Genomic DNA, 24,624 nt, shown 5'->3' with positions numbered 1-24,624 from the left:
CGGAAAACTGTATGGGTTAAAAATCAGTACACATGGAAGACACTACTTTCACCGGCACAGACTCCGGCACGCTGGTCGATCGCGTCATGCAGACAATCCGGCAGCGGATTACCGGCCGAATCCTGGCACCGGGCGCCAAGGTTCCATCCATCCGGGGCTTCGCTGAAACCTTGCAAGTCTCGAAGTCGACCGTGGTGGAAGCCTATGATCGCCTCGCTGCCGAAGGGGTCATCCTGTCGCGCCGCGGTTCGGGCTTTTACGTCGCCGGACACTTACCGCCGCTGTCGCTTGCTGAATTGGGTCCGCGCCTGGATCGCGTGGTCGATCCGTTCTGGGTGTCGCGGCAATCGTTGGAGGCCGGCGCCAACGCGCTGAAACCCGGTTGCGGCTGGCTGCCTGCGTCGTGGTTGCCGGAAGCGGGACTGCGCCGCGCATTGAGATCCGTCGCGCGCACCGACGCCGCCGTGCTGGCCGACTACGGCACCTCCCTCGGGCTCCCGGCACTGCGGCAATTGCTCGCCCGCCGCATGGCGGATCGCGGCATTGAAGCCGCGCCCGATCAGATCATCCTCACCGAATCCGGCACGCAAGCCATCGACCTGTTGTGCCGGCTGCTGCTCGAACCGGGCGATACAGTACTCGTCGATGACCCCTGCTATTTCAATTTCCTCGCCCTGCTGCGTGCTCATCGGGCCAAGTTCATAAGCGTTCCGTATACGCCGGCAGGTCCCGATATCGACCTGTTCGCGCAAGCGCTCGCGGAGCATCGGCCGCGCTTGTACATCACCAACTCGGCGCTTCATAACCCGACGGGCGCGACGCTCTCGCCGGTCGTCGCGCATCGGCTCCTGAAGCTCGCGGATCAGTCGGGTCTCACGATTATCGAAGACGATATCTTCGGCGACTTCGAGCACGAATCCGCTCCCCGCCTGGCCGCTTTCGACGGACTGGAACGAGTCGTCCATATCGGCAGCTTTTCCAAAAGTCTCTCGGCGTCAGTACGCTGCGGTTTTATCGCGGTGCGACGCGACTGGGTCGAGCCGTTGATCGACCTGAAGATTGCGACCTCATTCGGTGGCGGACGTTTGTCAGGCGAACTCATTCTCGGCGTGCTGAAAGACGGCACGTACAGAAAGCACATGGAGAGCTTGCGAGAACGTTTGTCGCGTTCGATGGGACAAACAAGCGCGCGGCTGGAAGCACTAGGCATCGAACCATGGATCGAGCCGCGAGGCGGCATGTTTCTCTGGTGCAAGCTGCCCGGCGGACTGGATGCAACGGACGTTGCGCGCCGGGCGCTGGCCGAGAACGTGATCCTTGCGCCGGGCAATGCGTTTAGCGTCGCGCAGTCCGCAAGCCAGTTCCTGCGCTTCAACGTCGCTCAGTCGACAGACCCGCGCGTTTTTACTGTGCTGGAAACAGCGATGCATGGATGACGATCGTCTGCTTTTAACGGATTAGCCGCATCAAACACAGGGCGGCAACATCACCCCTGCGCCATCTTCGCCAGCGCTTCGCTGATCAACGCACGCGTCAACTCGCCCGCGGGCAGTTCTCGCCCAAGCCTCGCCGCCTGCCCCGACCAGAGGCTCGTGAAGTCGCCCTTGCCTGCTTGTTCGGCCTTGGCTTTGAGCGGTGCAAGCGCGGCGCCGGCAAGCGGAAAAGCGGGCGCCACAGCGGACAGCGGACCCAGCTCGCGAATCGCCCGATTGATGATGCCGCGTGCCGGCCGCCCCGTGAAGATGTTCGTCAGCACGGTGGAATCATCCTGGGACTCGCGCAGTGCAATGCGATGCACCTCAGGCACTTTCGCTTCCGGACAAAACAGATACGCCGTGCCCATTTGCACAGCCGATGCCCCTAATGCCAACGCAGCGACAATGCCCCGCGCGTCGGTGATGCCCCCTGCCGCGATCACGGGAACAGAGACGGCATCAACGACTTGCGGCACCAGCGCAAACGTGCCGACCTGTGCAGCGTAATCCTGCGTCAGGAAATTTCCACGATGCCCGCCCGCTTCAACGCCCATCGCAATCACAGCGTCACATCCGTGCGCTTCGAGCCAGCGCGCTTCTGCCACGGTCGTTGCCGACGCTATGATTTTCGCGCCCGTCGCCTTCACGCGATCGAACAAATTTTTATCTGGCAGTCCGAAATGAAAGCTCACGACCTCGGGCTTGAATTCCTCCACGATTGCGCAGAAGTCGTTATCGAACGGGCGGCGGCCAGCTGCGGGCGGCGTTACCTCGGGATCGAGTCCATACTCGACGTAATACTCCGCCAGACGCGCGCGCCATGCCAGGTTGCGCGCTGCATCGGCTTGCGGCGGAACATGACAGAAAAAATTAAGGTTGATCGGGCCACGCGTTTTCGTGCGGATCAACGCAATGCCGTCACGCGCTTGTTCCGTGGTGAGCAGCGCGCAAGGCAGCGATCCCAGGCCGCCTGCTTCGCATACGGCTATGGCCAGTTCAGGCGTGCCGGGCCCTGCCATGGGGGCCAAGACAATAGGTGCTTCAATACCAAACAAGTCCAGAATCCGACGATCGCGCCACGTGCTCATGTTCTTTTCTCCTTGATGATAGTCGCGGCGCCTGAGTGACTTGAAATCATTCGTTGCGCATGGATTTGCACTGCGCGCAGCGCCGCTGCACCAGGCGCAAAGCTTAGCAAGCTTTGAAGAAGCAAGCGGCGCTTTGATGTGATAATTGCTATCACTTTTCCCGATATCGAGGGTCGACATGGACGCAGCCGATTTACGCATATTCGAGTCGGTCGCGCGAAACGGCAGCATGAATCGCGCAGCCCTGGAACTCCATACTGTTCAGTCGAATGTGACAGCGCGGGTTCGCTTGCTGGAAGAAGAATTGGGCGCACCGCTCTTTCACCGGCATCATCGAGGCGTGGAACTGACGGCCGCCGGCCGCAGGCTGCTGCCTTTCTCCAGACAGATGGCGCGCTTACTCGACGACGCGCGCAGCGCAGTCAAAGACGACGGCGTCCCGCACGGACCGCTGATCCTCGGTACGTTGGAGACTACCGCCGCGCTGCGCATGCCTGACGTACTCGCCTCGTTTGCGCTGGCTTATCCGCAAGTGGACATGGTGTTGCGGACCGGGACCACGGCAAGCCTGATCGACGATGTGCTGCAGTATCGGCTCGACGGCGCGTTTGTCGCGGGTCCGGTGAATCACGACGATCTGTCCACCGAGGTCATGTTTCATGAGGAAATGGTGCTTGTGACAGCGCGGCATATTCGCTCTATTGCTGAGCTTGCGCGGTTGGGCGATGTAAAAACGATCGTGTTTCGAATCGGATGCTCGTACAGGACACGGCTGGATATCGCGCTGGCGCGGCACGGTTTGAGAGTCAGCACCCCGCTGGAATTCGGCTCTCTTGACGCCATGCTGGGTTGCGTGGCAGCGGGCGTAGGTGTGACGCTGCTGCCGAAAGGCGTGGTCGCAACAGCGTGGCGCGAAGGCCGTGTCGCCGTGCATGAGCTCGCGCCCGAAGATGCTCGCGTCGACACATTGTTCGTGCGTCGCCGCGACGTTTATGCGACCACCGCGCTTAACGCTTTTCTCGGGATTGCGCGTCCGGTTGAAGCCTCCATGCCTGCGCTGTCGTTGCTTGAACAAAACGCTTGAGTGACCCGCTTGAGCAATGGGGGCTCGAGCTTAAGTGACCCCGCTCAACCGTGATCGCGGAAGACTTCCTTCGCAGCGAACAGGCCGTTGAGCGCCGCCGGGAATCCCGCATACACCGCCATCTGCATGATGGTCTCGACTATCTCGTCGCGGCTAAGACCCACGTTAAGCCCCGCAGCAATATGAACCTTGAGCTGAGGCGTTGCATTGCCCATTGCAGTCAGTGCTGCGATGGTGGCAATTTCACGAGCACGGACGTCGAGGCCCGGTCGCGAATAGATGTCGCCGAATGGAAATTCAAGCAGGTAACGCGCGAAGTCCGGCGCAATATCCGCAAGCGAATTGATAACCGTTTGCCCTGCTTCTCCGTCGATCTCCGATAACACCCGCTTGCCTCGTTCTAGGCGACTTTCCTGATCCGCTTGGCGTTCGATCGTGTCTTGCATTTTTCAGTCCTCAATGGAGTGTGGGTGTAACCGGCTATTTTTTCGTCGAGGACGAGAAGGCATGCTTGCAGTTCTGCCACTCTGATTCTTACTTGATCGCGATGTCCCGCTAGCAGCGTGCACCGGGCTTCCTCGGTTGCCGCACCTTGTGCGCGAAGCCCGGCATAACGCAGCATCTCCTGAATCGACATGCCGGTCGTTTTAAGCCGGCCCAGAAACTCGATCCACGTCAGGACGGAAGCGTCATAAACACGTTGACCCGTGTGGTCCCTAGGCGCGAACGGCAGCAGTCCGATCCGTTCGTAGTAGCGAATCGTATGGGCCGTGAGGCCCGTCCGCTCGGCGATGTCACCTATCTTCATGGCTGCGTTCTCGTTTCGACATAAAGCATGGTAGGACTTAGAGCGCACTCTAAGTCAAGCGGTTTTCGGCATTGTGCCGCTAGCACGGAATATGGGTCGCTGGCATTGCAACAAGTGGATAGGCTTAGCGCCGAAAGTTCACGTACCATACGGCGTGCGCCGTACTGGCTAGCCGCATTTCTTCATCGTCGCTTATTCGAATAATCTCTACAAAGACGCGGACCATGGAATACGTCCTTGTGTTAACCGTCGGCGTGGCAGCCGGCATGTTGAGCGGAATCATCGGCACGGGATCTTCAATGATGCTCATGCCCGTTCTCGTGATTCTGTTTGGACCGCAGCAGGCCGTCCCCATCATGGCCATCGGCGCGATCATGGGAAATTTTGGCAAGATTGTCGCGTGGTGGCGAGAGATCGACTGGCGCGCTTGCGGCGCGTATTGCCTGACCGCTGTTCCGGGCGCCGCGCTGGGCGTTCACACGCTGTTATCGTTGCCTGCCCGCGCGGTTGAAATAGCCCTGGGCGTATTTTTTGTAGCCATGATCCCCACCCGCCGATGGCTCGCACGACGCTCGATAAAGTTCAGCCTTTTGCACCTTGCACTAATTGGCGGCCCGGTTGGATTTCTGACCGGCATCGTTGTTTCCACGGGTCCGATTACCGTACCTGTTTTCACGTCTTATGGACTGGAACGAGGCGCTTTTCTCGCTACAGAGGCCGCCGGATCGCTCGCCGTGTATGGGACCAAGATTGCTGCGTTCAAGGAGTTTGGCGCACTGCCGGCGGGTGTTGTGTTTCAAGGCCTGATCGCGGGATCGGCGTTGATGACCGGATCGTTTTTCGCGAAGTCGATTGTCGTGCGCATGGCGCCATCGACATTCAAATTGCTGGTCGACGGACTCATGCTGTCATCTGGCCTTTCGTTACTTTGGGCCGCAGCCGGCCAATAGTTGGCGAGCGTGCTGCTAGCCGCGAATCCGCGCTTAGGCTCAAGTACCATGCTTGCGCTTACTTCGATGCGAGCGGCGCTATTCATCGCCCAATGGTCGGGCGCGTGGCGCTCGGCGCAATGCGCACCGGCTTGCGGGTGGTGAACAACGCCCCGTTGCTTGAGCGCCGCATGTCGACGCGGAAAACGAATTTCGTGGCGTAGAGCGTTCACAACGGTAGCGAGGCGCGATAACTTCACGGTTTCGACCACATCAAGTTTTCATGCTCACCGATGAAACCTTCGACCCAATCGCTCTCGCGGCAAAGACGACGCCTTTTACAACTCGCTGCGGGGCTGCCGATTTTTTCCAGTATCTGGGAACCGTTGCTTACGCCCGCGCACGCGGCGGTAGCGTCCAATGCGCTTTCTCGCGTTCGCCCTGGTGATCCGGATTGGCCGTCGGAGTCGCAGTGGAATGCACTTGGCAAGCAAGTCGGCGACGCACTGATCAAAGTCCAATCGCCGCTCACGGCTTGCGTGAACGCGCCTGACAGCGCCGCCTGCCAGCAGCTGTTCAAGGAACTCAAGAACCCCTATTTTCTCAGCGATGAAGTTGGCCTGACGCAAACCCTCGGTTGGGTCGACGCGTGGACATCGACACCCAGTGTCTATGCTGTGGCCGCGCGCAATACGACTGATGTAGTCGCTGCCATCAACTTCGCACGCCGTAATAATTTGCGGCTTGTCGTAAAGGGGGGCGGACACAGTTATCAAGGCAATTCGAATTCGCCGGATTCCCTGCTGGTCTGGACGCGAAGAATGAATAGCATCACTGTGCAAGACGCATTCGTCGGCACGGGATGCCAGGGGCACGCCTCGCCAGTGCGAGCAGTGACGGTCGGCGCCGGCGCGCTCTGGGCGCACGTCTATGATGCCGTCACCACGCAGGCGGGCGGTTACGTTCAAGGCGGCGGCTGCTTGACGGTTGGCGTAGCCGGGCTGATCCAGAGCGGCGGGTTCGGCAGCTTTTCCAAAGCCTACGGGCTGGCGGCGGGAAGCCTTCTCGAAGCCGAGATTGTTACCGCGGACGGCGTCGTCCGCATCGCCAACGCCTGCACAAATCCCGATTTGTTCTGGGCGCTGAAAGGCGGCGGCGGTGGCAGCCTGGGCGTGGTCACACGGCTGACGCTGCGGGTCCACGAACTACCCGAAACTTTCGGCGCCGTGAACATGACGATCAAAGCTGCGTCGGCGCCCGCATTTCGGCGCCTAATTGGACTGATGGTGGACTTTTACCATCGGGAGCTCATGAACCCTCACTGGGGCGAGCAGATCCGGTTTCGCCGTGACAATGTCCTCGCTATATCGATGGTGTTCCAGGGGCTCAGTCGCAGCGAAGCACAATCGGTCTGGCAACCGTTCATGGACACGCTTGCCGCAGCGCCTGACGATTTCAAGGCCGACTTCCCTCCATTGACTATCCTCGCCCTTCCGGCCCGCACTTTATGGGCCCCAGCGATGCTGAAGAAATTGCCCGATCTCATTAGCACCGACGACCGGCCGAACGCGCCTGCAGACAATGTCTTCTGGTCGGGCAACACGGGAGAGGCCGGACAAGTGCTGCACGGCTATGAGTCTGCGTGGCTCCCTGCCGCCTTGCTGCAAGACGATCAGCGGCAAACGCTGGCCGACACGTTGTTTGCCGCCAGCCGGCAATGGGGCGTGTCGCTACACCTCAACAAGGGCTTGGCAGGCGCGCCGGCCGAGGCCATCGCGGCGTCAAGGGACGCCGCCACGAATCCGGCGGTGCTTGACGCGTTTGCGTTGCTTATCGCAGGGATGGAAGGGCCGCCCGCTTATCCCGGCATCCCGGGCCACGAACCGGATACCGGCGCAGCACGGCGTAATGCGCAAGCCATCGGCCGCGCGATGGATGAAGTGCGCAAGCTGGTTCCGAACCCCGGTTCTTACGTCGGTGAAAGCAATTTCTTCAACGCGAATTGGCAACAGGCCTTCTGGGGATCGAATTACAGCAGGCTGCTCACCGTAAAAGATCAGTATGATCCCGAAGGCTTGTTCTTCGTTCACCACGGCGTAGGAAGCGAGCGCTGGAGCGCCGACGGTTTCACGAAACTTGTATAAGACCGTGACCGGTTGAACAGTTAAACGCACGCTACTCGAGATGCCCTGCCTCCCCTTTTAGAGTCACTTAAACGATGCCATCCAATACAAAGCGAGCGTCATCAGATGAGGCATACGAGCCTGGGGCGCCGCATCGAAGGCTTGCTCTGGATGAAAACCGGCATGTCATCACGCATGGTCTCAAGACCTACTTCTGGCAGGACATTTACCACATCGCACTGACGGTCGGCTGGCCGTTGTTCTTTGCAGTCGCCGCACTGCTCTTTCTTCTTCTCAACTTCGGATTCGCGTTGCTGTACCTGCTGGGACATCACGCTATCGCGAACCAGGCTCCCGCCGGTTTGCTGGGCGCGTTCTTCTTCAGCGTGGAGACGCTTGCGACCGTCGGCTATGGCGACATGCATCCGGATACCGTCTACGGCCATTGCGTCGCGACACTCGAAATCTTCGTCGGCATGTCAGGCATTGCGTTGACGACCGGCATGATCTTCGCGCGATTTTCGCGGCCCCATGCACGTATATTGTTTGCGAAGCGCGCGGTAGTGCGCCCTATCGACGGTCGCATGACACTCATGGTCCGCGCCGCCAATGCACGCCAGAACGTGATCGTGGAAGCGAAGGCACGCATGCGCCTGATGCGGTCGGAGACCACGCCCGAAGGGTTCTATTTTCGCAAGGTGCTCGATCTTCCGCTGATCCGCGAACAGCATCCGATCTTCCTGCTCGGCTGGAGCCTCATGCATGTCATCGATGAAGAAAGTCCGCTCTTTGGCCAGACGCTGGAGTCGCTCAAAGCGAGCAATGCCGAGTTAATGCTCATGGTGGAAGGCCTCGACGAAACCACGGCGCAGCCCATGCAAGCACGGTATGCATGGCCGCCCGAATGCATTCTTTGGCAACATCAGTACGTCGACTTGATGTTTGAGCAGGACGGCGAGACGCATCTCGACTATGGCAAATTTCATGATGTCGCGCCGCTCTGAAAGAGTCGTTGATTCGGTGCGCTTTAGCTGGAACTGATCTGGTGGTTCCTACAATCACTGTATCTGTCACACTGATTTCCTGACGGTTAAGCTAGAGCACGCTATTCCTCTTGCCATCTCTTGCCATTCTGCCAAGGAAGCAACCATGACCGCCGCCAACAAGACCGTGCGAATGTTGACCCGATATAAAGCCTGGGCCAACGATCTCCTCTTCTCCATGCTGAAGGACATGCCGTACGAAGAGGTTGTCCGGCCACGGCAGACACGCTTCGGCAACATGGTCCACACCCTTAACCACATCTACGTCATAGACTTCGTTTTCCAGGCCCATCTTCAGGGACGTGAACATGGATACTCGGCACGCAACACGCCGACTCATCCGTCTCTGGAAGAACTCCGGCAATCGGTCCGCACGCTAGACCAGTGGTATGTTGATTTCGCCGCGGATCTATCGGCTGATGATCTTGACCGGCCAATTCACTTCAAGTTTATTGGCGGTGGCGAGGGTGTCATGACCTGCAACGAAATGATCCTGCACGTGGTCAATCACGGCACTTATCATCGCGGCTTTGTCGGCGACATGATGTATCAGGCCGGCGTCACGCCCTCTGCCACCGACCTTCCCGTGTTCCTGCGCGACGTGGCGCAAGACGCTTAACATGCATGCGTCTATGCGCGGCCGGGTGATCCAAGCCGCTTGATCCGAACCGCCGTGTAACTACTCACCTTGCTTAGGCGATGAAACGGCCCAACGCCGCTGCATCGCTTCTACAAGATGTCGCCAAAGGAATTCAGCAGCTGGAGAGAGGCGCCGGCCGACCCGCCGTATTGCCTGGCTGCTGAATTCGCGCGCTATCGGATGCTCCAGTTCAAGTGCAACCAGACGTCCCGCTTCAAGGTATTGCCGCGCCGCATCCGTCGACATGAACGCTACGCCCAGTCCCGCTGCAGCAATGGCCTGGGCGGCCGAGAAAAGATCGCAGCGATACGATGGCGTCAGGTTCAGCCGCTCTGCTCGAATGATGGCATCGAGATATTGCTGGGCGCCAAAACGCTCGGGCATGAAGATAAGCCGCTGATCGCGCAACTGTTCAAAGCGGATACGCCGCTCGCCCGCCAACGCATGTCGCGGACTGACGAGCGCACAAAATTGCGCCGCCCGGAACGTGCGCGAACGTATGGCCGGGTCGCTGCCACCGCCCGCGCATAAGCCGAGATCGACGTCGTCGTTGCGGACCATTGCGATGATTTCAGACGTTGCGCCGCTACGCAGTTCCACTACGATGTCAGGAAACTGCAAGCTAAAACCTTCAAGCACGGTGGCCAGCAAATTCTCGACGAACCCCTCGCCCACGCCAATGCCCAACCGTCCGCGCCGCAGGCTCCTGAAATCTTCCAGTTGTGCCAGCATGTCCGCGTCGCGACGGCTACTCTCGCGGAAATGTTCGACAAGACTGAGCCCGATCTCCGTCAGCACGGCGCGCCTGCCGCGCCGCTCCAGCAGCACCACGCCGTGGTCGCGTTCGAGTTGCGCCACTTGCCGGCTGATCACGGAACCATTAATGGCTAGCGCGTCAGCCGCGGCGCGCACGCCGCCGTGCACATCGATTTCATGCAGATAACGCAGGCTCCGGGCGCTAAGCAAATTCTCGCGCGCAGGCGTATTGTCTTTAGCCATATTCTTGTCTGTTGACATGCAGATCAACATTATCGGTCAGTGAACATCATTGATTAGCGGATTTTGCAGCAGAATACTCCCCCACTGGATTTCTTAAAGAGAGACACCCATGACCATGGAAAATACCAAGGGCTTTTGCTCACTGGACGACACAGCAGATCTGCGCGATGAACTAAGCGATATCCGTCATCGCCTGCATCAGAATCCGGAGCTCGCGTACAAGGAGTTTCAAACCTCCGACCTCGTTGCGCAAAGCCTCGAAAGCTGGGGTTACAAGGTGACGCGTGGCCTGGGTGGAACTGGCATGGTTGCTTCGCTGACAGCGGGTTCGGGCACCCGCGCGGTCGCCGTTCGCGCCGACATGGATGCATTGCCGATTGCTGAAGAAACCGGTTTGCCGTACGCCAGCCGCAACGCCGGCCTGATGCACGCGTGCGGCCACGACGGCCACACCACCATGGTCCTGGGCGCGGCACGCCACCTTGCTCGCACGCGCGCATTCAACGGTACGGTTCATCTCGTGTTCCAGCCCGCCGAAGAAATCGGTGCGGACAGCGGCGCGATGCGCATGATTGCCGATGGATTGTTCGAACGCTTCCCCTGCGAGGCAATCTTTGGTTTGCACAATCATCCCGGCTATCCAACGGGCACATTCATGTTTCGCAGCGGCCCGTTCATGGCGGCATCGGATACGGTCAACATCACGATTCATGGTCGAGGCGGCCACGCAGCGCGCCCGCATCTTTCCGTGGATCCGGTGGTCATCGGCGCGGGACTGGTGACCGCGTTGCAGACCGTGGTTGCTCGCAGCATTGACCCGATGCAAACAGCCGTCGTCACGGTTGGGGCCTTTAACGCGGGTCATGCGGCCAACGTGATTCCTGAGTCGGCACGTTTGCAGCTCAGCGTTCGATCGTTCGACCCCGCTGTGCGCGAGCTGCTTGAAGCGCGTATCCGCGCGCTGACGGAAGCCCAGGCAGGCGCGTATGGCGCGCGCGTGGAGATTGAGTACGTGCCGGGTTATCCGGTCGTCATCAACAGCCAGGCCGAGACGGAATTGGCGTTGCAGGTGGCGCGCGAACTGGTTGGCGACGATCGGGTTGTCGATAACTTCGGCCCTATCGCCGGTAGCGAAGATTTCGCTTATTACCTGCAGAAGAAGCCGGGATGTTTCCTGCGCCTGGGCAACGGTGAAGGCGCGCCAATGCTGCATAACGCGTCCTACGACTTCAACGACGACAACCTCACTGTCGGCGCGGCCTACTGGACTCGTCTGGTCGAGCGTTTTCTCGCGCGGTAGGTTTCGTGCGAGCAGGTCGGTAGCACTTCGGTGACAACACAAATCTTGGGTGCTGCGCGATGTTTCGGCATCGCGCTTAAGCCGCGCGCCGGACCCAAGCGTTCACGGGACATCCATGTCAGTCATTACTGCCCAGCCTGCTAAAGCGGTATCGCAAAGCAAGATCGTGATTGCCGCGATTGTCGGCAACCTGCTTGAGTTTTACGACTTCACCGTCTATAGCTTTTTCGCGCTCACGATCGCGAAGCTTTTCTTCCCGGCGCATGACCCCGTTGTATCCACGTTGCTCGCGCTGTCCGCGTTTGCAATCGGTTTTGTCGCGCGCCCCGTTGGTGGTTTCGTGCTGGGTCACTATGCGGACAAACGCGGCCGGCGTGCTGCGCTGACCCTGACCATCTTCCTGATGGCGATCGGTTCGGCCATGATCGGTTTGGCGCCGAGTTATGCAAGCATTGGCCTCGCCGCTCCGGCTCTGATCATCTTTGCCCGGTTGCTGCAGGGCTTCGCGCAGGGCGGGGAATTCGGCGCTGCCACCGCGACGCTGCTTGAGACAGGAACAGCCAAGGGCCGTGGTTTTCGGGCTAGCTGGCAGCTCGCGAGCCAAGGCGCTGCTGCGCTGATGGGCTCGGGCATTGCGGCATTGCTGACGTACCAGTTAAGTAGTGAACAGCTGCTCGACTGGGGATGGCGCGTACCGTTCCTGATCGGCACGCTGATCATGCCGGTTGGCGTGTATTTGCGCCGGCATATTGTGGAAGAGCCTTTGAAGCAGGCGCAGGCGGCTAAGGCAAGTCTGGAACCGGGCCTCGTGCACAAGTGGTTCCTGACTGTATTTGCGATCATGGGCATGACGGTGGCGACTTACGTCCTCATGTATTACATCCCCACTTATTCGATCCAGTACCTGAAGATGCCGGCCAAGCTTTCCATGCTGGTGTCGATCTGCGCGGCGATTGTTTCGCTGACGTTGTGTCCGCTTTGGGGTGCGTTATCGGACAAGATGCAACGTCGCAAGCCGCTGATCCTGGTGGGGCGCATTGCGTTGATCGTGCTGCTCTATCCGGCGTTCTGGTTGATGAACCAGTTTCCTTCGTTGCCGGTTATGGTTGGGTTGATTGTGCTGTTGATGTTGTTCTATACGATGGGGTCGGCACCGGCGTATGCACTCATGCCGGAGAACTTTCCGAAGCATGTGCGCGCGGGATATCTGGCGAGTGCTTATGCGGTGGCAGTGTCGGTGTTTGGTGGCTCGGCGCAGTTGGTGGTTGCTTGGTTGATCAAGGTGACTGGCAATACGATGGCCCCGGCGTGGTACATGATCGGGTGCGTGGTTGTTTCGTTGATCGCTGTTTCTATGCTCGATGAGACTGGTGGGCGGGAATTGAACTAGGGTGGGGCGTTGGCACTTGCTTTGGGGGGCGTTAGGTCGCGGGGTTACGGTCCGGGCTGTGCTGGGGTTTTGCGTTAGCGGTCGGGGTCTATGCCGGGTTGCTGCTTTCCAGGTACGTGCGGGTTCGGTGTCAGCTGATTTCTTTATCACTATTAGCCACTGTGCGTGGCGGCACGTCATTTCTTTGTCCAAAGCGACAAAGAAACGAAGCAAAGAAAACGCTTTCAACTCTCTAAAAATTAAGTGTCCACAGCGTGCAGTTTTGATTCATTGGTACCCGAAAAGCACGGTGCTCGCCAGAGCCACGGATGTGTGAACCCCTCCTTCTCGCGAATCCTGACAGTAAAACGCTGCGCCCCGTACGCTCTCGGGCAAGCACCAGTGCCCCGCAAACCCGCACGGCCTCACGCGCTTTTATGGGTGCGGTTCTTCGCGGGTTAGCTCGTCGGTTCGCGCTGTTATTTCGGGTGTAAGGCCTTACACGTTCTGCAGCACCGTTTTTCGACGGGTTTTCAAATGGTTCGGCATGCATACAAATTTGGAGGTTGGTTTTCCGCGGACAGCGCGGGGCGCTCCTTGGGCGGGTTCAGTCGCCAGTGCTTGCCCGAGAGCGTACGGGGCGAAGCGTTTTACTGTCAGGATTCGCGAGAAGAAGGGGTTCAAACATCCGTGGCTCTGGCGAGCACCGTGCTTTTGGGGCACCCATGAATAGAAACTGCACGCTGTGGACACTTAGGGTAGTGCTGTTAAAAGCGTTTTCTTTGCTTCGTTTCTTTGTCGCTTTGGACAAAGAAATGACGCGCCGCCACGCGCAGTGGCTAATAGTGATAAAGAAATCAGCTAACACCGAACCCGCAAAAACCTGAAAAGCAGCAACCCGGCAATGAACCAGACCGCCAACGCAGAACCCGTGCAACCAGCATCTTCCCCGTCCACCCCAGAACCCACCCCCCCGTCCACCGGCGCGAGCGACCCCCCATCCTAGTATGTGGTTTCGTTGCGCCGCGGCTTGCACCGTTTCCGCTCCCGGCCCTAAGCTCGACTACACAATATCAGAGCCGAACCGGCCAGAATTAGTTACCACTACTTAGGTGACCAAATCGGTAGGAGACAATCATGACAATGCGAGCAGTTGGCCTGGTACAAGTAGCACACTCGTTCTCGTCCTACTGGCGAGTTGCGGAGGCAACGGCTCAGACGGAGGTACAGTTTCTTCCGGCACGCCCGACCCCGGCATCGCAAAAACTACCGTACGCTACGCATTGCCACCCATGGGCTGGAACTCCTGGAATACATTCGCATGCAACGTACACGAAAACGTCATCAAGTCAGTGGCGGATACGATCGCCGCAAGCGGCATGGCCGCAGCGGCTATACACACGTGACCCAAGATGACTGCTGGGTAGGCGGATCTGATCAGACGCGCGGACGTGCAGCTCTTTAGCAAGCGCCCAGCCGGGCGAGCCGTATTCAAGCTCACCTGTCGCGGTTTCATGCTGAACAAAAATCACCGGAACGCTAGCGGCACGCGCTCGTGAAGTGAGTTCGTTGATGCGGGAAAATACATCCCCCGACATTGCGAGTGAGGGAGTCGGCCGGAACAGGCCTTCCTGAACATCGATCACGATCAGCGCTGCAACCATTTTTCGCTCCCGAAAAAACGGTAGTCTAGCTGACACGACGCTGTAGAAAACGCTGTAAAAAGCTGATCCCCTCAGATAAAAAAACTCTGGCCGAGTCCTTTATCTATAGGAAGTCGAGCCCCGCCGTACCGGCTAAGGGCTCGCGCCATGGAACCACTAATGCTTAGTTCGATGCTGGTGCCGGAGCCGCTGCCGCAGGCTTATGCTTACGCGGCCCGCCGTGCTTCTTCCCGTGGTCATTCCGGAACAGCGGGTCTGCAATCTTCTTCTGGTCATCAGACAGCGTGGCGTAAAGGGCGCTGAATGACGCAGCCAGCTTTTGCATATTGTCCGCGTGCAATTGAGCCAGCTCGGCGTAGGACTTCATCGCATCGTCTGCATTCTCCGAAGGCAGTTTGTGCGCACGATCACGGAAGGCCTGATCGGTCTTGGTCGCGTTGTCACGCATCGTTTGCGCAAAGGCATCCCACTGTGGCGCCTGCTGACTCGTGATCTTCATCTGCGCGTGCAGGTCGTCGATTCGTTTCTCCACGAAGTCTGCGTGCTTCTGTGCATGGCTCATCGGCGCCGAAGCAGCCGCGTCGCTAGCTGCCGTGGACTGCGCCCAGGCGGACGTCGTGAAGCAGGCAAGCGCCAGCAATGCAGGTGCAACAGCAATACGAAAGGATGGTTTCATGTTGGAAGTTTGAAATTGAGTTGTTAGATTCGCGACGTTTCTATAAGACGCGTTGTGGTCATGTTGCCGGCCAAAGTACTCGTGAAATCAATGTACTGTCAGCGAGGTCGGCGGGCTCAGGATGACAAGCTCAGTACTCAGTAACCTGGCGGATAACTATTCGGGTAATAAGCGACGCCCGGCGGAGGCGGGGGCGGCGGAGCTGAATAGACCACTGGAGGAGGCGGTTGCGTGGCAGCACCCGCGATAGCCGCACCCGCTACAACACCCAGCAGCGCGCCGACAAGCAGACCACCGCCGCCTCCGCCGCCACCGCCTCGATAACCACTGCGGTTATCGCCGTGACCGCCATGGTATCCACCGCGGCCGCCGCCGTGATCATCGTGGTGCTGCGCTTGCGCCGGCAGTACGGAGGTTGCTGCGGCAATCGCTATCGCAACCGTCGCCAGCCGGCGATACAACAAACTTCGGGAACCCTGCGTCATTAAGCTCGTCTCCTTTCATGTGAGAGGTGAAGTGTCTGCATCGATAACCGCGGCGAGATTACCGATGAAGGACGATCGGGGCCGGGACCACCGGCGATCGCATGCAGAGGAAGAGTCACTCCACCGTGATTGCATGTCAGCTTAGCCCCCATAACTTACAGTTCCATCGCAGCCATCGCAGCATTAGCGACGAGCCCCGTGCATCTGATAACACCCGGTTCGAAAAAGTTTCCAAAGCGATGATGAATAGCCGATGTGTTTGCGGACCTTCATGACCTGAACGAGATCCGATGTGGCCGTAAGAATGCGCACGAAAGATCGCTCCTGTACAAGGCCGAACGGGCGTTCGCCCGCTCTTTTATCTCGCGAGCGAAATAAAAACCCCACGCCCGAACCGCGATGCTTTATACCCTCGGCGTGGCCGTGAATGAGGTCTCAAGCTCTTTGTTAGCGACCTATACTCTTCGCAGGCGCCGATTCGCTGGAAGGTGAGTGGCGCCACCCCGGCCTTTTCTTTGTCACTTAACTCCATACTACGTAATTGGGGGATGATGCCATGACCCGCAAATACATCGACTGTCGCGAGTTTCCTAGCGAAATGAACTGCAGCATCGCGCTATCCGCGGACTCCGATCAGGAACTCCTGGATGCGGCCGTCCAGCATGCCGTGTCAGTTCACAAACACACCGACTCTCCCGAACTGCGTGCCCAGTTGAGCGCGCTGTTCCACCAAGGCACTCCGTCGGTCGAGTCACCCAGAGCCGCGTGACTCGCTGTTGCACGATCGAAACGTAGCCTTACCAAGCCGCGTCGATTAAATAATAAGTATGACAAACTAATTACGTCAAAACGCCGGCCATTTCAAACAGGGAACTTTTCAAGGAGTATGTCATGGCAGTCGATCAGTCAAAACTCGATGCATTCATGGGAGGGTTCGTCCACGATCTCGGCGCCGTAATGCACGCGGCCACCGTTGTTGTCGGCGATCAACTCGGGCTTTATAAGGCGCTCGCCGCCAAGCCGCTACGCGCGGAAGAACTCGCCCAGGCAACCGAGACAGATGCGCGTTATGTCCGCGAGTGGCTAAGCGCCCAAGCCGCGAGCGGCTACGTCACTTATGATCCCGCGTCGGAATGCTTCGGCCTTAGCGAAGAACAATCTTTCGCGCTTGCCGAGGAAGGCAGCCCGGCCTTCATACCCGGCGCGTTCCAGATTGCCGTCGCACAGTTCAAGATCATCCCGAAGATGGTGAAGTCGTTCAAGACCGGACTGGGCGTTGGATGGCATGAGCACGATGTCTCGCTCTTTCACGGCACCGAGCGTTTCTTCCGTCCAGGCTATGCAGCGTATCTCGTGAACGACTGGATTCCGTCGCTTGGCGGTGTCGAAGCGAAACTGAAAAGCGGCGCACGTGCGGCAGATATTGGCTGCGGTCACGGCGCGTCCACCATCATCATGGCGCAGGCTTATCCGCAATCCACATTCGTGGGTTACGACTATCACGAGGGGTCCATTGAGCACGCGAGAGAGTCGGCGGCAACGGCGGGCGTAAGTGATGGCATGAGTGATCGCACGAGTGATCGCATAAGTTTCGAAATCGCTTCGGCCAGTGATTACCCGGGACGCGACTACGACTTCGTCACCATGTTCGACTGTCTTCACGACATGGGCGATCCACTCGGTGCAGCGCGTCACGTGCATGAAACCCTGGCTGAAGACGGCACGTGGATGATCGTCGAGCCGTTCGCCAACGACACGCTTGAAGGAAACCTGAATCCTGTTGGGAGGATCTTTTACTCGGCATCTACGCTGATTTGCACCCCCGCTTCACGAGCGCAAGCAGGGGCTATGTGCCTGGGCGCGCAAGCCGGCGAGCGGCGGATTCGCGACATAGTCACAGAAGCAGGCTTCCGGCAGTTCCGCCGGGCGACTGCGACGCCGTTCAATCTCGTGTTTGAGGCACGGCGATAAACCGTGCGCAGGGTTCCCGACGTTGCGTGACGCAGCCCGCACGCAACGCTACTTTTTCGCAGCGGCCGCCGTGCGCTTGGGGGCCGCCGGTTTCTTGAGCGCCGTCTTCACGACAGGCTTCGCGCGTGCGCCCGGTGCCGGTTTCTTGGCCAGCCCCTCCCTGCTCCATTGCTCAAGCAGGATCTGCGTCTGCGTGCGCACCGTCGCCTTGAGCAAGTCGCCCTTCTCTGTGTCTATCTCTTTCCATCCAAGCAATGCAAGCGTCGTGCGCGGCGCGACGTGGAACATCAGCAGTTGGCCGTGCAAACTCAGCATCCGGATCAACGTAAGCTCATCGTCAGGCTTCGCGCCGGTGATGCGAGCAATCAATCGCGTGCCAACATCGTTCAAGGGCTGCCGCACACGCCGCATCATGATGTCCGAAGCAATGGTCGGCTCATGTCCTGCCTGTTCACGCGTAAAGAAAAGACGCTGGTTGGACGTACCGCAAGCCTTCACGAACATACGATCCGCAATGGCTTCCTGAATGCGAATGAAAGCATCGATCAGTACGGGGATATCGCTGTCCTTGCTCAAGACATCGGCTGCGTAAGTCACTACCGGCTCGAGCGTGACCCATGACGAGTCGGCGAGATATTCTGCACACGCCCGGTACACACCCTCTTTATTCTCGAAGTAATACTGCAGCGCGGGCGCATTGACGCCAGCGCGCGCGGCGATGTCGCGCGTCGATGCGCCTTCGAAACCATGCTCACCAAAGGACTCGATCGCGGCTTCGATGATTCGCAGCCTTGTCTCGTCGCCTCGCACATATCCGCCGGCCGACGGACGGCGTAGCCGTTTTGTGTCGTTCATTCGTGCCTCTCACGTCAACCAAACAAATATATCACTTGACACAATTTTACCAACTGGAATAATTGTTCCGATTGGAATAATTTGGATCAAAGATGTCAACAACCGCCGGGGCGCCTCCGCACGAAGTACCGCAAGATTCCGCCGCTTCGCCCACGCGGCGATCTGGGAGACGCATGATCCTGATGGTGCTCGGGATCGTCGCGCTGATCGTGGCGGGAATCTGGCTTGCCCGCTGGTGGACAGTGGGCCGCTTTATTGAAAGCACCGACGACGCCTATTTGCAAGCCGACAGTGTCACGGTTGCGCCCAAGGTCAGCGGCTATGTCACCGATGTCTACGTCGGCGACAACGCCACGGTCAAGGCCGGCGACCCGCTGGTCAAGCTTGACACCCGCCAGTACCAGGTCGCGCTCGACCAGGCACAGGCGACCATCGCTGCACGCACTGCGGATATCCAGCGCGCGCAAGCTGACATCCTCCAGCAGCACGCCAACATTGAACAGGCCAAAGCGCAGCAGCAGGTCGCGCGAGTCAGCGCCCAGCATGCCCGCGACGAAGTGCAGCGTTACGCACCGCTCGCTGCTACCGGCGCCGAGACCAGCGAACGGCTCTCAGAGTTGACCAGCACGCGCGATCAGGCGCTGGCAACGCTAGCAGCCAACACCGCTGCAGTCGATGCCGCCGTGACACAGATCGCCGCCACCACCGCGCAGATCGCGCAGGCACGTGCCCAGCTCGAAGCCGCAGAGGCAAGCGCCCGGCAAGCACATCTCGACCTGCAGGACACGGTCGTGCGCAGCGCACTGGCCGGCAAGGTGGGCGATCGCTCGGTGCGCGTCGGTCAGTACGTTCAACCGGGTACGCGGATGCTGTCGGTAGTGCCGGTGCAAAGTACTTATCTGACGGCCAACTTCAAGGAAACGCAGGTGGGTCACATGCGCATCGGTCAGCCGGTGATCCTGCATGTGGATGCACTGCCCGGCACGGACCTGCACGGCGTAGTGGACAGTTTCGCGCCCGGCACCGGCGCCCAGTTCGCGCTGCTGCCGCCGGAAAACGCCACGGGTAATTTCACCAAGATCGTTCAGCGAATTCCCGTGCGCATTCGCATTGATACGGGGCCGGAGACACGCAGCGTGCTGCTGCCCGGCTTGTCGGTGACCGCCGATGTCGATACGCGCTCCTCGCGCGAAGGCGACGAACGCATCAAAGCCGAGAATAACCATGGCTGATGCGACCACGGCAGCGGCTTCCTTGCCTGCTGCCCCCGCGCCGGAGGAAGAGCGCGCGAGCGCGGCAGACTGGCTCGCGGTGGCGGCCGGCTCGCTGGGTGCGCTGATGGCCACGCTGGATATCTCGATCACCAACTCGGCCTTGCCGCAGATCCAGGGCGAGATTGGTGCAACAGGGACCGAGGGTACGTGGATATCGACCGGCTACCTGATGTCGGAGATCGTGATGATCCCGCTCGCGGCATGGCTCACGCGCGTGTTCGGCTTGCGCAACTTCCTGCTCGCCAATGCCACGCTGTTCATCGCGTTCTCCATGATGTGCGGATGGTCGCATAGCCTGCCCATGATGATCGCCGGGCGCATTGGCCAGGGCTTCGCGGGCGGCGCAATGATCCCGACGGCGCAGACCATCATTCGCACCCGCTTGCCACGCTCGCAGATGCCAGTGGGCATGACCATGTTCGGCCTGATCGTGTTGCTGGGTCCTCTGCTGGGACCGGTGCTCGGTGGCTGGCTTGCAGAGAACATCAGCTGGAGCTGGTGCTTCTTTATCAACCTGCCGGTATGTATTGCGCTGATCACCTTGCTGATCGTTGGACTGCCTTCAGATCGTCCGCAATGGAGTACGTTTTTCAAGGCGGACTGGGTTGGCATTATCGGCCTGACAATTGGCCTGAGTTCGTTGACCGTGGTGCTTGAAGAAGGGCAGCGCGAGCGCTGGTTCGAGTCCAGCACGATTGTCTCGCTGACCTGCGTGTCGCTGGTGGGCATGGTGCTCATCACCATTTCGCAACTCACCGCGAAGCGGCCAATCATGCGTCTGAGCCTGATGCGCAATCCGCGTTACGCAAGCGTCATTGTGATTGTGTTTGCGGTCGGTGCGGGGCTGTATGGCGTGTCGTATTTGCTGCCGCAGTTCCTTGGCATAGTGTCCGGATATAACGCGCAGCAATCGGGCGCGATCATGTTGATATCGGGCGTACCGGCGTTTCTCATCATGCCGATCCTGCCGCGCATTCTCGGCAAGCTCGACTTTCGCATGCTCGTGATTGGTGGGCTGTTGCTGTTTGCGTTGAGTTGCATGCTCGATATTGACCTGACAGCGCAGAGCGTCGGCCACGACTTCTTCTGGTCGCAACTCATACGCGGCTTTGCGCAAATCCTCGCGCTGATGCCGTTGAACCAGGCGTCCATGGCGGCGGTCTCGCGCGAAGATTCCGGCGATGCAGCCGGTCTTTACAACATGGCCCGCAATCTTGGCGGCTCCGTTGGGCTCGCGATCATTGGGACCGTTATCGATCGGCGCACGACCTTCCACACAGCGATGATCCGCGAGTCACTGACCGCCAACTCGCTGGTGGGACAGGAGCGCCTGACGTCGAGTGCTGCGAACTGGTTCGCGCAAACCGGTGACATGGCCTACTCCAAGATGCGTGCGCTCGGTCAGATCGCGGCGCAGATCCACATGCAAGCTACTGTTATTACGTACTCTGAAACGTTTTATCTGCTCGGTCTTGCGCTGCTTGCCTGCGTGCCGCTTGCGCTCCTCCTGAAGACTCCGCGCGGCCCCGTTTCGACTTCCGCCGGCCATTGACGGCAAAGACACTATCCACGATGTTCGATCGCCCTACCGCCCCCTTTTTACTGACGCTGGCATCCGTCTGCGCACTCTCGGCCTGCACCGTCGGCCCCGACTATGCCGGCGCCCCGCAGGTTGCGCCCGACGCGACCCATGCTTCCAACTTTGTCCGTACACCCGCGGCCGGTATGGTCTCGACACGCGCGCCGAGTCAATGGTGGCTGGCGCTCGACGATCCGCAACTGAACACGTTGATCGACGCCGCGCTCGCCGATAACCCGGACGTTCACGCGGCGCAAGCGCGTTTGCGCGAAGCACGCGCGCAGTTGCAGCACCAAAACGCGAATGGCATGCCGACCGCTTCTCTCGACGCCGCCGCGTTGCGCATGCGCGAGCCCAACCTGAGTTCGCTGTCCTCTTCTCAAGGTAGCTCGGGCAGTTCATCTTCTTCCGGCGGAGGACCGCTGCAGCTTTACACGGCGGGTTTCGATGCATCGTGGGAGATCGATCTGTTCGGCGGCACGCGACGCGCGGTGGAAGCCGCGACGGCGGAAGCGGATGCAGTCGACGCCGATCTCGCCGACACCCAGGTGTCGCTCGCAGCGGAAGTCGCGCAAGCATATGTTGACCTGCGTGACGAGCAGCAACGCCTGACGCTCGCACAGCAGTCCGCGGAACTCCAGCAACAGATGCTCACGCTGACGCAGCAGCGCCGCGCACACGGCACGGCGGCCGATGTCGATGTCGAGCGCCTTACCACGCAGGTTGAGAACACCCGCGCAACGCTGCAGCCGCTGGATGAGCAAGTTGCTGAATCGCTTGATCAGCTCGCGGTATTGACGGGACAGGCCCCGGGCGCGCTTGATGAGGAGCTCTCTGCGCAGCGGCCGCTGCCGGCCTTGCCGGCGTCGGTGGCTATCGGCGACCCCGCTTCAATGCTGCAGCAACGGCCCGATATTCGTGCGGCAGAACGACGTCTTGCTTCGAACAACGCGCAGATCGGCGAGCATAAGGCTGACTTCTTTCCGAAGGTGACGTTGTTCGGTGACATCGGCTATGCCGCCGCTGATCCGGGCCACCTGGTCCGCAAGAGCAATTTCAGCTGGATTGGTGCGCCTTATTTGCAGTGGAACGTGCTGGACTTCGGGCGCACGCTCTCGAGCGTTCGCGGCGCCGAAGCATCGCGCGACGAGGCCGATGCGAAATATGCGCACACGGTGCTGGCGGCTTTGCAGGACGCCAATACTTCATTGTCGCGATATGGGCATCAGCGTGAACACCTGGCTACGCTGCAGCAAGTGCAAGCTTCTGCGGACCGTTCGCTTATTTTGGTGCGGCAGCGTTATACCGCGGGTACGTCAAGTCTCATCGATTTGCTCGATACGCAACGCACGCAGTTCAGCGCGCAGCAGAATGTGGTCTCGGGGCAAGCCGAATTGCTTAAGGATTTTGTTTCTTTGCAGAAGAGTCTGGGGCTTGGCTGGCGTCTGCAGGGGTGACGCGAGCGTTAGAGATGTCGTGGCGGCTTGGGGGTGAAGTTGGTTTTTTCGTTCGCCCTTGGGGGTGGGTGGGGGCGGGGTTGCACGGGTTCTGGCGTTAGCGGTCGCGGTCTATGCCGGGTTGCACGGGTTCTGCCTTAGCGGTCTGGGTCATTGCCGGGTTGCTGCTTTTTAGGTCTTCGCGCGTTTAGTGTTAGATGTTTTCTTTATCACTATTAGCCACTGCGCGTGGCGGCGCGTCATTTCTGATATGACTTTCCGTGTCAAGCGTCGATGTTCAGATTTTTATTTCACTCATATTCGAGTGGGCGCTGCAATTTCCTGAGGGCGGCGTAGCAGTAAAACTCGACGGTGAATCAGGCTGATATTCGCGGGTTGGTTACCGCATTACAGAGATCCGTTTCGTGAGTCTGCCGCTAGCTTTGTGCGCAAGTCGGAATGAACCGTTGCCAAGAAATGACGCGGATAACTCGAATACCGGGCTACGCCGCCTTCAGGAAACTACCGTTTCATTGCGAACTGCTTTTTTGCTGCCTTCACCTGCCTTACTCCGAGCGCGGGCTCGCCTGCGCCATGCCCAACCGGCCGATGTCCCAGATGAAGCCCGCCAGTTCGCGAGCCACCGCGACGATGGCCACATTGGTGCTTTTGCCGCGCGCCACCAGCTTTCGATAGCGCCGGCACAGGCGCACCTGCGCGTCCCACGCCCGATCGACGATAACCTTTGGCAAGCCCTCATGACGACGCTGGATCTCGGGGCTCACTTTGGCCGTATGCCGATAACTCCAGGCCGCCTCGATGAGCAGTTTGCGGGCAAAGGAATTGCCGGTCTTCGTGATACCGCCTTGGCGCCGTTTGCCTCCCGAGGAATACTCCGAGGGCGTCACGCCAAGCCAGGCCATCAACTGTCGGGGGTGCGCAAAGCGACTCAAATCGCCTAACTCCGAGAGCAAGCCCACGGCAGCGGTGAACTGGATACCGCGCATCGATTGCAGAGCAAGCACGGCGGGATAAAAGCCCCAGCGTGGCACGGCATCGCGCATGGCCGATTCCAGACGCTGGCATTGTGCAAACCGATCCTCGATGGCGCGGCGTAACTCGTTAAACGCGAAATCCTGCCACTCGTTGCCAAACGAGAATTTGCTTAACCAGTTGCGGTGCGCCGGTCCCCAATTGGCCACCCCCACGTAGCGCACGCCGTGCGAGAGCAAAAATGCCTTCAGTGTCTGGCGCGCGCGCTTAAGCTCGTCGCGCGATTTTGCCCAGGTTCGGGCGAGATCGCGAAACGCTTCGTCTTCGACGGTGGGGATGTTGACGGCGCTGAGATCGCCGGCGCGCAGCGAGCGCACGAGCTTGATGGCATCGCGCCGGTCGGTCTTCACGCGATCGCCGGGTTTGCGCGGTATCTGCGTGGGGGCGCACACCATGCACTGGATGCCTTTGTCGCTCAGGCGCCGCTGCAAGACGTAGCCAAAGGGGCCCGCCTCATACACGACACGCACGTGCTTGGCCTTGGACAACAGCCGCTTGCACAGACGATCAAGATCGGCCTGAGTGGTGCCGATCTTGCCCAGCACCTCCACCTCACCGCCGTCCAGCGCGTAAGCGACGGTGATGGAATCCTTATGAACATCCAGTCCGACGAACAATGTGCTAACGTTTTGCATGCTGGCCTCCGGGTTGTAAATGAACACTTCGAGTGAGCGGTTCGCCCTCACTTTTACGGCTCTGGCTTTATGCTAACCCGCGCGGTTCAACTCTTCCTGTGGGGCCAGCCCTTACTTCCACGGAAGTCATACTGACTT

General features: G+C 59.5%; 22 protein-coding genes. 13 read left to right on the top strand and 9 right to left on the bottom strand.

Translation table 11 applies throughout. From position 1 onward, the window contains the following. The first annotated feature begins 32 nt into the window (after positions 1-32). On the top strand, positions 33-1,436 hold the full coding sequence (locus ACMX25_RS10550) for an aminotransferase-like domain-containing protein (protein ID WP_414949713.1): 1,404 nt from the start codon (positions 33-35) through the stop codon (positions 1,434-1,436). A 50-nt stretch (positions 1,437-1,486) separates the two neighbouring features. On the opposite strand, the gene ACMX25_RS10545 is transcribed toward ACMX25_RS10550, so the two are convergent. After that, on the bottom strand, positions 1,487-2,563 hold the full coding sequence (locus ACMX25_RS10545; RefSeq protein ID WP_414949711.1) for an NAD(P)H-dependent flavin oxidoreductase: 1,077 nt from the start codon (positions 2,561-2,563) through the stop codon (positions 1,487-1,489). A gap of 178 nt (positions 2,564-2,741) precedes the next feature. Between ACMX25_RS10545 and ACMX25_RS10540 the strand changes: the two genes are divergently transcribed. After that, positions 2,742-3,647 carry a LysR family transcriptional regulator gene (locus tag ACMX25_RS10540; protein ID WP_414949710.1) on the top strand — a complete coding sequence of 302 codons (906 nt, stop codon included), beginning with the start codon at positions 2,742-2,744 and terminating at the stop codon, positions 3,645-3,647. Between the two features lie 44 nt (positions 3,648-3,691). On the opposite strand, the gene ACMX25_RS10535 is transcribed toward ACMX25_RS10540, so the two are convergent. Together ACMX25_RS10535 and ACMX25_RS10530 are read right to left on the bottom strand one after the other, a co-directional pair. Continuing rightward, positions 3,692-4,093: a carboxymuconolactone decarboxylase family protein gene (locus ACMX25_RS10535; RefSeq protein WP_414949709.1), complete on the bottom strand. Its 402-nt coding sequence runs from the start codon at positions 4,091-4,093 to the stop codon at positions 3,692-3,694. Then, positions 4,048-4,455, bottom strand: a complete 408-nt coding sequence (locus ACMX25_RS10530; RefSeq protein WP_414949708.1) for a MerR family transcriptional regulator — start codon at positions 4,453-4,455, stop codon at positions 4,048-4,050. The genes ACMX25_RS10535 and ACMX25_RS10530 overlap by 46 nt, the downstream gene beginning before the upstream one ends. 224 nt (positions 4,456-4,679) lie before the next feature. On the opposite strand from ACMX25_RS10530, the gene ACMX25_RS10525 reads away from it, so the two are divergent. From ACMX25_RS10525 to ACMX25_RS10510, 4 genes are all read left to right on the top strand, one after another. Then, on the top strand, positions 4,680-5,405 hold the full coding sequence (locus ACMX25_RS10525) for a sulfite exporter TauE/SafE family protein (RefSeq protein ID WP_414949707.1): 726 nt from the start codon (positions 4,680-4,682) through the stop codon (positions 5,403-5,405). Positions 5,406-5,677: 272 nt separating this feature from the next. Then, positions 5,678-7,528 (top strand): FAD-dependent oxidoreductase, encoded by a 1,851-nt coding sequence (locus tag ACMX25_RS10520; protein ID WP_414949705.1) that lies wholly within the window; start codon positions 5,678-5,680, stop codon positions 7,526-7,528. 74 nt (positions 7,529-7,602) lie between these two features. Next, on the top strand, positions 7,603-8,511 hold the full coding sequence (locus ACMX25_RS10515) for an ion channel (protein ID WP_414949703.1): 909 nt from the start codon (positions 7,603-7,605) through the stop codon (positions 8,509-8,511). A gap of 145 nt (positions 8,512-8,656) precedes the next feature. Next, positions 8,657-9,169 carry a DinB family protein gene (locus tag ACMX25_RS10510; RefSeq protein ID WP_414949702.1) on the top strand — a complete coding sequence of 171 codons (513 nt, stop codon included), beginning with the start codon at positions 8,657-8,659 and terminating at the stop codon, positions 9,167-9,169. A 60-nt stretch (positions 9,170-9,229) separates the two neighbouring features. Here ACMX25_RS10510 and ACMX25_RS10505 read toward each other — a convergent pair whose 3' ends face one another. Beyond that, positions 9,230-10,189, bottom strand: a complete 960-nt coding sequence (locus ACMX25_RS10505) for a LysR family transcriptional regulator (RefSeq protein ID WP_414949700.1) — start codon at positions 10,187-10,189, stop codon at positions 9,230-9,232. A gap of 115 nt (positions 10,190-10,304) precedes the next feature. Here ACMX25_RS10505 and ACMX25_RS10500 point away from each other — a divergent pair, with 115 nt between their 5' ends. Together ACMX25_RS10500 and ACMX25_RS10495 are read left to right on the top strand one after the other, a co-directional pair. Continuing rightward, positions 10,305-11,489: a M20 aminoacylase family protein gene (locus ACMX25_RS10500; protein ID WP_414949963.1), complete on the top strand. Its 1,185-nt coding sequence runs from the start codon at positions 10,305-10,307 to the stop codon at positions 11,487-11,489. Between the two features lie 115 nt (positions 11,490-11,604). Further along, a complete protein-coding gene (locus ACMX25_RS10495) occupies positions 11,605-12,879 on the top strand; it encodes an MFS transporter (protein WP_414949698.1) in 1,275 nt (424 codons plus the stop codon). 1,328 nt (positions 12,880-14,207) lie between these two features. On the opposite strand, the gene ACMX25_RS10490 is transcribed toward ACMX25_RS10495, so the two are convergent. The 3 genes from ACMX25_RS10490 to ACMX25_RS10480 form a co-directional block, all read right to left on the bottom strand. Continuing rightward, positions 14,208-14,522 (bottom strand): isochorismatase family protein, encoded by a 315-nt coding sequence (locus tag ACMX25_RS10490; RefSeq protein ID WP_414949696.1) that lies wholly within the window; start codon positions 14,520-14,522, stop codon positions 14,208-14,210. A gap of 163 nt (positions 14,523-14,685) precedes the next feature. Continuing rightward, complete coding sequence (locus ACMX25_RS10485) at positions 14,686-15,162, bottom strand: Spy/CpxP family protein refolding chaperone (protein WP_414949694.1); 477 nt, start codon at positions 15,160-15,162, stop codon at positions 14,686-14,688. Between the two features lie 173 nt (positions 15,163-15,335). Continuing rightward, a complete protein-coding gene (locus ACMX25_RS10480) occupies positions 15,336-15,683 on the bottom strand; it encodes a hypothetical protein (protein WP_414949693.1) in 348 nt (115 codons plus the stop codon). Between the two features lie 556 nt (positions 15,684-16,239). Between ACMX25_RS10480 and ACMX25_RS10475 the strand changes: the two genes are divergently transcribed. Next, complete coding sequence (locus tag ACMX25_RS10475) at positions 16,240-16,452, top strand: DUF1059 domain-containing protein (RefSeq protein WP_414949692.1); 213 nt, start codon at positions 16,240-16,242, stop codon at positions 16,450-16,452. Between the two features lie 122 nt (positions 16,453-16,574). Next, on the top strand, positions 16,575-17,654 hold the full coding sequence (locus tag ACMX25_RS10470) for a class I SAM-dependent methyltransferase (protein WP_414949691.1): 1,080 nt from the start codon (positions 16,575-16,577) through the stop codon (positions 17,652-17,654). 48 nt (positions 17,655-17,702) lie between these two features. Here ACMX25_RS10470 and ACMX25_RS10465 read toward each other — a convergent pair whose 3' ends face one another. Next, a complete protein-coding gene (locus ACMX25_RS10465) occupies positions 17,703-18,509 on the bottom strand; it encodes a CerR family C-terminal domain-containing protein (RefSeq protein WP_414949689.1) in 807 nt (268 codons plus the stop codon). A 92-nt stretch (positions 18,510-18,601) separates the two neighbouring features. Here ACMX25_RS10465 and ACMX25_RS10460 point away from each other — a divergent pair, with 92 nt between their 5' ends. Genes ACMX25_RS10460 through ACMX25_RS10450 form a run of 3 tightly spaced genes read left to right on the top strand, consistent with a single transcriptional unit; the run spans position 18,602 to position 22,819 of the window. Continuing rightward, the gene (locus ACMX25_RS10460; RefSeq protein ID WP_414949688.1) at positions 18,602-19,741 is read left to right on the top strand and encodes an HlyD family secretion protein; all 1,140 of its coding nucleotides are present in this window, start codon (positions 18,602-18,604) and stop codon (positions 19,739-19,741) included. After that, positions 19,734-21,335 carry a DHA2 family efflux MFS transporter permease subunit gene (locus ACMX25_RS10455; protein ID WP_414949687.1) on the top strand — a complete coding sequence of 534 codons (1,602 nt, stop codon included), beginning with the start codon at positions 19,734-19,736 and terminating at the stop codon, positions 21,333-21,335. Before ACMX25_RS10460 ends, ACMX25_RS10455 begins: the two co-directional genes overlap by 8 nt. A 20-nt stretch (positions 21,336-21,355) precedes the next feature. After that, positions 21,356-22,819 (top strand): efflux transporter outer membrane subunit, encoded by a 1,464-nt coding sequence (locus ACMX25_RS10450; RefSeq protein WP_414949686.1) that lies wholly within the window; start codon positions 21,356-21,358, stop codon positions 22,817-22,819. A 545-nt stretch (positions 22,820-23,364) separates the two neighbouring features. Here the strand turns inward: ACMX25_RS10450 and ACMX25_RS10445 are convergent. After that, on the bottom strand, positions 23,365-24,486 hold the full coding sequence (locus ACMX25_RS10445) for an IS110 family RNA-guided transposase (protein ID WP_414949685.1): 1,122 nt from the start codon (positions 24,484-24,486) through the stop codon (positions 23,365-23,367). Between the last annotated feature and the right edge of the window lie 138 nt (positions 24,487-24,624).

The sequence above is a fragment of the Caballeronia eucalypticola genome (assembly GCF_047608185.1).
Lineage (GTDB): Bacteria > Pseudomonadota > Gammaproteobacteria > Burkholderiales > Burkholderiaceae > Caballeronia.
Note: the sequence above shows the minus strand (reverse complement) of the source record. Positions and strands in the feature narration are given on the sequence as shown.

Excerpts from the sequence above, each read along its gene's own strand:
- ACMX25_RS10510 (WP_414949702.1), top strand. The coding sequence starts at position 8,657 with ATGACCGCCGCCAACAAGACCGTGCGAATGTTGACCCGATATAAAGCC.
- ACMX25_RS10450 (WP_414949686.1), top strand. The coding sequence starts at position 21,356 with ATGTTCGATCGCCCTACCGCCCCCTTTTTACTGACGCTGGCATCCGTC.
- ACMX25_RS10505 (WP_414949700.1), bottom strand. The coding sequence starts at position 10,189 with ATGGCTAAAGACAATACGCCTGCGCGCGAGAATTTGCTTAGCGCCCGG.
- ACMX25_RS10470 (WP_414949691.1), top strand. The coding sequence starts at position 16,575 with ATGGCAGTCGATCAGTCAAAACTCGATGCATTCATGGGAGGGTTCGTC.
- ACMX25_RS10455 (WP_414949687.1), top strand. The coding sequence starts at position 19,734 with ATGGCTGATGCGACCACGGCAGCGGCTTCCTTGCCTGCTGCCCCCGCG.
- ACMX25_RS10445 (WP_414949685.1), bottom strand. The coding sequence starts at position 24,486 with ATGCAAAACGTTAGCACATTGTTCGTCGGACTGGATGTTCATAAGGAT.
- ACMX25_RS10520 (WP_414949705.1), top strand. The coding sequence starts at position 5,678 with ATGAAACCTTCGACCCAATCGCTCTCGCGGCAAAGACGACGCCTTTTA.
- ACMX25_RS10490 (WP_414949696.1), bottom strand. The coding sequence starts at position 14,522 with ATGGTTGCAGCGCTGATCGTGATCGATGTTCAGGAAGGCCTGTTCCGG.
- ACMX25_RS10460 (WP_414949688.1), top strand. The coding sequence starts at position 18,602 with ATGTCAACAACCGCCGGGGCGCCTCCGCACGAAGTACCGCAAGATTCC.
- ACMX25_RS10525 (WP_414949707.1), top strand. The coding sequence starts at position 4,680 with ATGGAATACGTCCTTGTGTTAACCGTCGGCGTGGCAGCCGGCATGTTG.
- ACMX25_RS10540 (WP_414949710.1), top strand. The coding sequence starts at position 2,742 with ATGGACGCAGCCGATTTACGCATATTCGAGTCGGTCGCGCGAAACGGC.
- ACMX25_RS10465 (WP_414949689.1), bottom strand. The coding sequence starts at position 18,509 with ATGAACGACACAAAACGGCTACGCCGTCCGTCGGCCGGCGGATATGTG.
- ACMX25_RS10495 (WP_414949698.1), top strand. The coding sequence starts at position 11,605 with ATGTCAGTCATTACTGCCCAGCCTGCTAAAGCGGTATCGCAAAGCAAG.
- ACMX25_RS10530 (WP_414949708.1), bottom strand. The coding sequence starts at position 4,455 with ATGAAGATAGGTGACATCGCCGAGCGGACGGGCCTCACGGCCCATACG.
- ACMX25_RS10535 (WP_414949709.1), bottom strand. The coding sequence starts at position 4,093 with ATGCAAGACACGATCGAACGCCAAGCGGATCAGGAAAGTCGCCTAGAA.
- ACMX25_RS10480 (WP_414949693.1), bottom strand. The coding sequence starts at position 15,683 with ATGACGCAGGGTTCCCGAAGTTTGTTGTATCGCCGGCTGGCGACGGTT.
- ACMX25_RS10500 (WP_414949963.1), top strand. The coding sequence starts at position 10,305 with ATGGAAAATACCAAGGGCTTTTGCTCACTGGACGACACAGCAGATCTG.
- ACMX25_RS10475 (WP_414949692.1), top strand. The coding sequence starts at position 16,240 with ATGACCCGCAAATACATCGACTGTCGCGAGTTTCCTAGCGAAATGAAC.
- ACMX25_RS10550 (WP_414949713.1), top strand. The coding sequence starts at position 33 with ATGGAAGACACTACTTTCACCGGCACAGACTCCGGCACGCTGGTCGAT.
- ACMX25_RS10515 (WP_414949703.1), top strand. The coding sequence starts at position 7,603 with ATGCCATCCAATACAAAGCGAGCGTCATCAGATGAGGCATACGAGCCT.
- ACMX25_RS10545 (WP_414949711.1), bottom strand. The coding sequence starts at position 2,563 with ATGAGCACGTGGCGCGATCGTCGGATTCTGGACTTGTTTGGTATTGAA.